This is a genomic window from Ruania albidiflava DSM 18029 (assembly GCF_000421225.1).
Lineage (GTDB): Bacteria > Actinomycetota > Actinomycetes > Actinomycetales > Beutenbergiaceae > Ruania > Ruania albidiflava.
Genome location: NZ_ATWL01000039.1, coordinates 1 through 7,826, shown reverse-complemented (window position 1 = coordinate 7,826; position 7,826 = coordinate 1). Strand labels below are relative to the sequence as shown.

Genomic DNA, 7,826 nt, shown 5'->3' with positions numbered 1-7,826 from the left:
AAGAGCGGGGTGGATCGAGACACCGCTCGATGGTAGGTCCGGTGAGCCCACGTCCCGGTGACGAGAACAGCCCGTGTTGGTCGAGACGGCCCGCACCGGCGCACTACCCGAGAGCACGTTCACGAGACCGTCGCGGCCCGCCCCGGCAGGCTCACCACGGCATCGCCCGGCCGGCGGTCCTCGCGCCGGTGGGAGACGAGGACCACCACGCGCCCGGCGGTGGCCGCGCGGACGTCAGCCATCATCGCGGCCGCTGTGGGCGGGTCCAGGTGCGCCGTGGGTTCGTCCAGGAGGACGACGTCCGCCGAGGTGAGCAGGGCACGGGCCACGGCGAGCCGCTGCCGCTCGCCCCCGGACAGGGCTGTGCCACCTGGCCCCACGCGGGTGTCCAGGCCGTCCGGGAGCGTGTCGACCAGTGGACCGAGGCCCACCCGGGTGAGCATCGCGGACAGGGTCGCATCGTCCGGGGCGTCGTCGTGGGAGCGGGCGAGCAGGAGGTTGCCGCGGATCGTGGAGCTGAAGGCGTAGGCGTCCTGCGGGCACCACGCCACCCGGGCGCGCCAGTCCTGCTCGCGCAGCGTCGGCAGCGGCCGGTCGTCGGCCCGGATCGTGCCCGAGCTGACCCGCAGAGCGCCCATGATCGCCGAGAGCAGCGTGGACTTCCCGGAACCGGAGGGCCCGTCGAGCACGAGCCAGTGGTCGGCGGTGGCGATACCGGTCACCCCCGCCACCGCCGGTCGTGCGGCACCCGGATAGCGGACGGTGACATCGTCGAGGGCAACCTGCCCGATGTGGTCGTCGGGTGCTTCCTCGCCCCAGTCTGCCGCGGGCACCGGCTGCAGGATCGGGGACAGCCGGGCCAGGATCTCCCGGAGCGCTGGGATGCGGTGCACGGCACCCACCAGCTCGGTCAGCGGCTCGATCACGGCGAGGCTGAGCAGGGCGATGACCGAGACCTGCTCGGCCGGGTGCCCGATGGACAGCACCGGTACGGTGACCGCCAGCCCCGTGGCGCCGGCCGTCACGACAGCGGTGCCCAGCCCGGCGGCCCAGGCTGCGCGGTGCTCCGCAGCGGCGAGGTGTCCGGCCGCCGCATCCAGCCGTGCCAGCGCCCGTGCCGCGACGCCGTTGCCGCGTAGGTCGGCAGCAGCAGCGGCCAGCGCCTCCGACCCGCGCACGATCCTCGACCGTGCAGCGATACGTGCCGGACCGGCGCCGCGTTCGGCACCGATGGCCAGCACCACCGCCAGCAGCGCGCTGATGGCCAGCGTGAGGGCGACCGGCAGCAGCAGGTGTGGTGCGACCAGCGCCGTGGTGGTGGCGGTGCCGCCCAGGACGAGCAGCCCGACCGCCAGCGGCGGCACCACCCGGGGGAGCTGGTCGCGCAGCTCGTCGGCCAGCGTGACGAGGTAGTCCAGCGGAGCGCCACCCTCGAGCAGCCGGCGCGACCCGGTGGCCCGGGCAGCGATCGCCCGCCACAGCCGCAGCCGCAGCTCGTCGATCGCAGCGAAGGTGACGCGGTGCGTGGCCAGGCGCTCGCTGTACCGGCCGGTCGAGCGTCCGATCCCGAACGCGCGCACCCCCACGATCGCCACCAGGAGGTACATGATGTACTCCTCGACGCTCGCCCGCACGATCAGCCAGCCGGACACGGCGGTCAGTGCCAGGCCCAGGCTGGTACCGAGGGCGCCGAGCGCGACGGCGCTCGCCCATCCCCACCGGTGTGGCCGCAGCAGCGAGCGGAGCGTGAGCCCACGCTGGGTCAGGTGCGCCAGTGCCGGGCGGGCGGGTGGCGGCACGGCCCGGTGCGGGTCTGCGGGCCCGGGCGGCGTCTGCTCCGGCACCGATGACGCCGGCAGGTCCGCTGACGTGCCGAACCTCACCGTCGATGTCGCCAGCGCCTGGGTCTTGGGCTCGTGGCTGGCGAGCACCACAGTGGCGGTGCTGGCGCGGCGGAGGATCGCGGCGCGCACCTGGTCGGCTGCCGCACCATCGAGGTGCGCTGTGGGTTCGTCGAGGACGAGCAGGTACGCACCTGCATCGGCGCGGACCAGGGCACGGGCCACGGCAAGACGGCGTAGCTCACCGGGGCTGAGCTCGGCCACCGCCGCATCGGCACAGTGGGCAAGACCGAGCTCCGCCAGCGCGGTCACCGGGTCGGGGGCACCGTACAGCGCCAGCTCCTCCCGTGGTGTGGCCGCGAAGGCGCGCGGTGCCTGCGGGGCCCAGGCCACGTCGTGGGGACGGAGCCCGGTGATGGTGCCACTCGTGTGGGCATCGGGTGGCAGGGTGCCGGTGAGGGCAGCCAGCAGGGTGGACTTGCCCGCTCCTGAACGGCCGGTGACGGCCACGATCCCGGTCAGCGTTGCGCAGACGCCCTCCAGGGCCGGGCGGCTGCGGCCGGCGTACCGGACGGTGAGCCGGTCGATGTGCACCGGGCTGCGGTGGTCGGCCCCAGGTGCGGTGTGCTCCCTCCTGCCGGTGGCAGCGCGCACCTCGGTCGCCGCGTCCTGGGCGAGCAGGGTGCGGGTCTTCTCCAGCGCCGCCTGGCCGTCCTGGGAGGCATGGAAGGCGGTGCCGACCTCGCGCAAGGCGTTGAAGCACTCCGGTGCCAGGATCAGGGCCAGGAGCGCCGGACCGAGCGCCATCGTCCCGCCCAGCAGCCGGAGACCGAGGAACACGGCCACGACCGCCACGGAGATCGTCGCCACCAGCTCGAGCGCCAGTGCAGACAGGAACGCCCAGCGCAGGGTCTCCTGCGTGCGGGTCCGGTAGGAGCGCTGGATCCGCTCCAGCGCGCGGGTCTGCTCCTCGACGCGGCCCAGTCCGACCAGCACGGGCAGCCCGCGGGCCAGCTCGGTGAGGTGGTCGGCGAGGCGGGCCAGGGCGGCCAGGGCACGGGCGGTGCGCTGCTGGGTGTGCTTGCCGATCAGCACCATGAACAGCGGCACCAGCGGCACGGTGAGGACGATCACCAGGGCGCTGACCCAGTCCGCGGCCAGGATGCGCACCCCGACGAGCAACGGGACCACTGCGGCGTAGACCAGTGCGGGCAACGACTGCACGTAGTAGTCGTCCAGCGCATCCAGCCCGTCGGAGGCGAGCACCGCCGTGCTCCCGCCGCCGGTGCCACCGACGACCATCCGGCGCCACAGCCGGCCCCGCAGGTCACGTTTGACGCCGGTGGCGACCCGGCGTGCCACCACCGCCGTGGCCCACTCGGCCCCCGCCCGCAGCAGGGCACCCACGGCACCGAGGAGCACCAGCTGCCCCGTTCCGCCGGGGAAGCTGCCCGCAGCCAGACCCGCGATGCCCCGGGCGACAGCATCGGCCACCAGCACCAGACCGAGGCCACGCAGTGCGGCCAGCCCCCCGAGCAGCAGCACGGCCGGGCGTCGTACCGGGCCGAGCTGGGGCGGGCGGGCGGCAGGGGCGTGTGCCGCCCGCCGTGCCTCCAGGACCCACGGGTCCAGCCCCGGCTCGCTGCGCTGGAGGGTGCTGGTCATCGGTCGCGCAGGATGGCCGGCAGCACGATGTGGGCGTCCGGGATCATCCCCGGGGTCACCCGCTTGCGGAAGATCCAATAGCTCCACGCCTGGTAGGCCACGATCACCGGCAGGGAGAGGCACACGATCACCGTCATCACCCCGAGGGTGTAGCTGCTGCTCGCGGCGTTGGCGATGGTCAGGTCGTAGGCCGGGGCGATGGTCGAGGGCAGCACCCGCGGGAACATCCCGGCGAAGATGGCCGCCACACCACTGACACCGAAGCCTGCGTACCCGATGAAGGCCAGGCCCTCGTTGCGCCGTCGTGCCTGTACCCAACCGAACAGTGCCGCAGCCACGGCAACGACGACCAACGACCAGGACAGCAGGGTGCCGCCAGACTGTGTCTGCACCAGCAGCGCCCACAGCGCCGCCGGCAGCAGGCACAGGGGTGCCCATCGGGCGGCGAACTGTGCGCACCGCTCCCGCACCGGGCCGTCCGCCTTCAGCGCCAGGAACGTCGCCGAGTGTGCGAGCGCGTAGCCGATCACGGCCACACCCCCCAGCAGCGCCGGTGCGGTGAGCCAGACGAACGGGCCACCGACGCGGTCACCGTTGCTGTCCACCGGCAGCCCGGTGGAGGTCAGCGCCAGCGCGGCCCCGACGCAGAACGCGGCGATCGTCGAGCCCAGCCCGATCATCGCCGTCCAGAAGGCCGCCCACCTTCTCGAGGCGACCTTGCCGCGGTACTCGATCCCCACGGCGCGGGCGATGAGGCCGACCAGGGCGATGGTCAGCGGCACGTACAGGGACGAGAACAGCGCGGCGTACCAGTAGGGGAACGCTGCGAACATCGCTGCGCCCGCCGTGATCAGCCACACCTCGTTGCCGTCCCAGACCGGGCCGATGGTGTTCAGCATGACCCGCCGGTCGTTCTCGGTGCGGCTGGCGAACAGCATCCGCATGCCCACGCCCAGGTCGAATCCTTCGAGCAGCAGATAGCCGGCCCACAGGGCGGCGATCGCGATGAACCAGAAGACGGGAAGGGTGTCCATGAGTGCTCCTGCTGGTCTCAGTACGCGAAGGCGAGGACGTCGTCCTCGCCGGACTGGTCATCGGCGTCGTCGTCGGCCGGCGGGTGGGCGAGCTCGGGCATGGCGCTGGCGACGCCGCCGCGGGTGTAGCGCACCAGGAGGAACAGCTCGACCACGAGGATGATGCCGTACACCACACCGAGGGTGATGAGGGAGAAGAGCAGCTCACCGGCGGTCACGCCGGGGGAGACCGCGGCGGCGGTGTACATGTACACCCCGTCCACCCCGGTGACGTCCGGGTTCGGCACGACCACGAACGGCTGCCTGCCCATCTCGGTGAAGATCCACCCGGCGATGTTCGCGCCGAAGGGCGCCCCGATGCCCAGCACGGCCAGCCGCATCGGCCAGCGCAGGTCGGGCACGGTGCCCTTCCGGGTCAGCCACAGCGCCACGGCGGCCCCGGCGGCGACGATCCCACCGAGACCGATCATGAGCCGGAAGCCCCAGTAGGTGACCCACAGCACCGGGACGTACTGCACCTCGCTGCCGGCCCGGTCGCCGTACAGGGCGTCGTCCGGGATCGCTTCGCCGTACTGGTCGACGTACTGTGTCTCCAGGTCGGTGATCCCGGGCATGTCGGCACCCCACTCGCCCTTGCCGAGGAAACCGAGCAGCCCGGGGACCTCGATCAGGGTCACCGTGTCCCGGCAGTCCCGGGAGGCCGGGTCGCCCAGGGTGAGCACGGAGAAGCCGGACCCCTCGTGGCAGGCGGCCTCGGCAGCGGCCATCTTCATCGGCTGCTGCTCGTACATCAGCTTTCCCTGGATGTCCCCGGTCACCACGGTGCCGACGAACGCACCGATCGCCACCACTGCCCCTGCCCGCAGCGACCACAGCCACACGGCGTGGTCCCGTCGGTCCCGGCCCGGTGCCTCCGGCGCCTGTCCGACGACCACCCGCCCGTCCGCGTCGATGGTGTCCACACCGTCGTGCCGGCGCCGCCACAGGTGGTACCAGGAGATCCCGAGCACGAACATCCCCGCCACCACGAGCGAGCCGAGCACGGTGTGCGTGAACGCGGCCAGGGCCGTGTTGTTGGTCAGCAGCGCCCACAGGTCGGTCATCACCGGTCGGCCGGCATCGTTGAGCTCCACCCCCACCGGGTGCTGCATCCAGGAGTTGGCCACGATGATGAAGTAGGCGGACACCCACGAACCGATCACCGCGCACCACAGCGCGGCCAGGTGCAGGCTCTTGCGCAGCCGCCCCCACCCGAAGATCCAGATGCCGAGGAAGGTGGACTCCACGAAGAACGCCAGCAGCCCCTCCAGGGCCAGCGGCGCGCCGAAGACGTCGCCGACGAACCTGGAGTACTCGCTCCAGGCCATCCCGAACTGGAACTCCTGCACCAGTCCGGTGGCCACGCCCACGATGAAGTTGATCAGGTACAGCTTTCCCCAGAACTTCGTCATCCGGAGGAACTTCTCGTCGCCGCTGCGCACCCATGCGGTCTGCATCACCGCAACGACCATGCCCAGGCCGATGGTCAGCGGAACCATCAGGAAGTGGTACACGGTCGTGATGCCGAACTGCCACCGGGCGATAGCGAGAACGTCCATCGGCGCAACTCCTTCTCACCGGGCTCGGGGCGCTGCCCGCAGCCCTGATTTCTATGCTGTGTCGAAGTGCTTCTACAGACTATAGAAGAAATTTGACGAGATGTAGAATGAGGGTCCGGGCCGCTGGCCCGGAAGCGGTTGACCCGAAGCTGTGGAGGGATGCCATGGGCGCGTTAGGAGAGCTGGAGCGGGCGGTGATGGACGCCGTCTGGGACGCTGGGGCCGCGATCACTGCCTATGACGTGCAGGCCAGTCTGGAGCAGGCGCAGCAGCGGACCTGGGCGGTGACCACAGTGCTGACCGTGCTGGGCAGGCTGGAGAAGAAGGGGCTGGTCAGCTCCGACCGCTCCGCGCGTCCGCACCACTACCGGGCGGTGGCCTCCCGGGCCGACCACGTCGCCGAGCTGATGCACGAGGCGCTCGGGGAGACCACCGACCGCAGCGGTGTGTTCAGCCGGTTCGTCGGCGGCATCTCGGCCGAGGACGCCGACATGCTGCGCAGCCTGCTGCGCGAGGGCTGAGAGGTCGATGACCAGCGTGGATCTCGCGTCCGCAGCGGCGGTGCCGCTGCTGGTCCCGCACGCGACGATCGTGGCGGTGGCCCTGCTCCTGGCCGTCGTCACCATCGCGCTCGCAGGACCGGTCCCGGTCGCACTCGCCAGGGCGTCCTGGCCGTCCCGGTCACCGGTGCTGGCTCTGCTGCTCTGGCAAGCGATCGGCTTGGCCGGCGGTCTGTCGATGATCGGTGCCCTCGCGCTCGGCGGCTACAGCCTGGTGCCTTCGTGGCTCGCGCTGCTGCCTGCCGCTGGTCTGGCGGTCTATCTGCTCACGCACCTGGCGATCACAGTGGTCCAGGTGACCCGGCAGCGGCGGCGCCACCTGGTGCTGCTCGACCTGCTCGCGGCACCGCACCCCACTGAGACTGCGACCCGCGTGCTCGATGATGCGGCCCCGGTGGCGTACTGCCTTCCTCGCGGTGTGGGGTCGGTGACCGTGCTCTCCCGCGGACTGCTGGACACGCTGGACGCGGACGCGCTGCGTGCCATCACCGCGCACGAGCGCGCGCACGTCGAGCAGCGCCACGACCTGCTCCTGCTGGCGTTCCGCGCGTGGCGCTCGGCGCTGCCCTGGTTCCCGGTCGCCGCCTACGCCGAGGCAGAGGTGGCCGCGCTCATCGAGATGCTTGCCGACGACGTCGCACGGCGCGACGTGCAGGACTGTGACCTGGCCAGGGCGATCCTGGCTGTGGGTGCTGGCCGGGTCTCGGGTGCCGAGCCCGCGGAGCCATCGACGCGAGAGAGTGACCGCTTCCGGCGCCTCGCGGCCTGAGGTAGCCCGGCGGGGGAGGGTCGGCCAGGCAGACCCTGCGGGCCAAACCGCTCGACAAGCCCGCGGCGCCTGCTGCGGCAAGCCGCAGCCGGACGGCCGAGGTGAGGCAGGCGCCCGGTCCGAGCACCGGTAGGCTGCACCCCGGGCCCCCGTAGCTCAGGGGATAGAGCAACCGCCTCCTAAGCGGTAGGTCGCCAGTTCGAATCTGGCCGGGGGCGCGCCGCTGGCCGGTGCGCCGGCCACCACCGGGCGCCTGCTCATCGGCCCTGGTAGTAGACCTCGCCCGGTGTGGTCTGCCCGAGCAGGTCGCTGACTGTCACGAAGGTGAAGCCTTCCTCGCGGAGCGTCTCGATCACGTC

General features: G+C 72.0%; 5 protein-coding genes and 1 tRNA gene. 3 read left to right on the top strand and 3 right to left on the bottom strand.

Going from position 1 to position 7,826, the window contains the following annotated elements:
* Positions 1-119: 119 nt before the first annotated feature.
* Genes cydC through K338_RS0119190 form a run of 3 tightly spaced genes read right to left on the bottom strand, consistent with a single transcriptional unit; the run spans position 120 to position 6,138 of the window.
* Complete coding sequence (gene cydC / locus K338_RS24110) at positions 120-3,506, bottom strand: thiol reductant ABC exporter subunit CydC (RefSeq protein ID WP_022919762.1); 3,387 nt, start codon at positions 3,504-3,506, stop codon at positions 120-122.
* Complete coding sequence (cydB, locus tag K338_RS0119195; RefSeq protein WP_022919761.1) at positions 3,503-4,540, bottom strand: cytochrome d ubiquinol oxidase subunit II; 1,038 nt, start codon at positions 4,538-4,540, stop codon at positions 3,503-3,505. The genes cydC and cydB overlap by 4 nt, the downstream gene beginning before the upstream one ends.
* Before the next feature lie 17 nt (positions 4,541-4,557).
* Positions 4,558-6,138 carry a cytochrome ubiquinol oxidase subunit I gene (locus K338_RS0119190; RefSeq protein ID WP_022919760.1) on the bottom strand — a complete coding sequence of 527 codons (1,581 nt, stop codon included), beginning with the start codon at positions 6,136-6,138 and terminating at the stop codon, positions 4,558-4,560.
* Between the two features lie 164 nt (positions 6,139-6,302).
* Between K338_RS0119190 and K338_RS0119185 the strand changes: the two genes are divergently transcribed.
* The 3 genes from K338_RS0119185 to K338_RS0119175 all read left to right on the top strand — a co-directional run bounded on the left by K338_RS0119185 (position 6,303) and on the right by K338_RS0119175 (position 7,685).
* Positions 6,303-6,659: a BlaI/MecI/CopY family transcriptional regulator gene (locus K338_RS0119185; protein WP_022919759.1), complete on the top strand. Its 357-nt coding sequence runs from the start codon at positions 6,303-6,305 to the stop codon at positions 6,657-6,659.
* A gap of 7 nt (positions 6,660-6,666) precedes the next feature.
* A complete protein-coding gene (locus tag K338_RS24105) occupies positions 6,667-7,467 on the top strand; it encodes a M56 family metallopeptidase (protein WP_022919758.1) in 801 nt (266 codons plus the stop codon).
* A 145-nt stretch (positions 7,468-7,612) separates the two neighbouring features.
* Positions 7,613-7,685, top strand: a tRNA-Arg gene (locus K338_RS0119175).
* Positions 7,686-7,826: the final 141 nt, after the last annotated feature.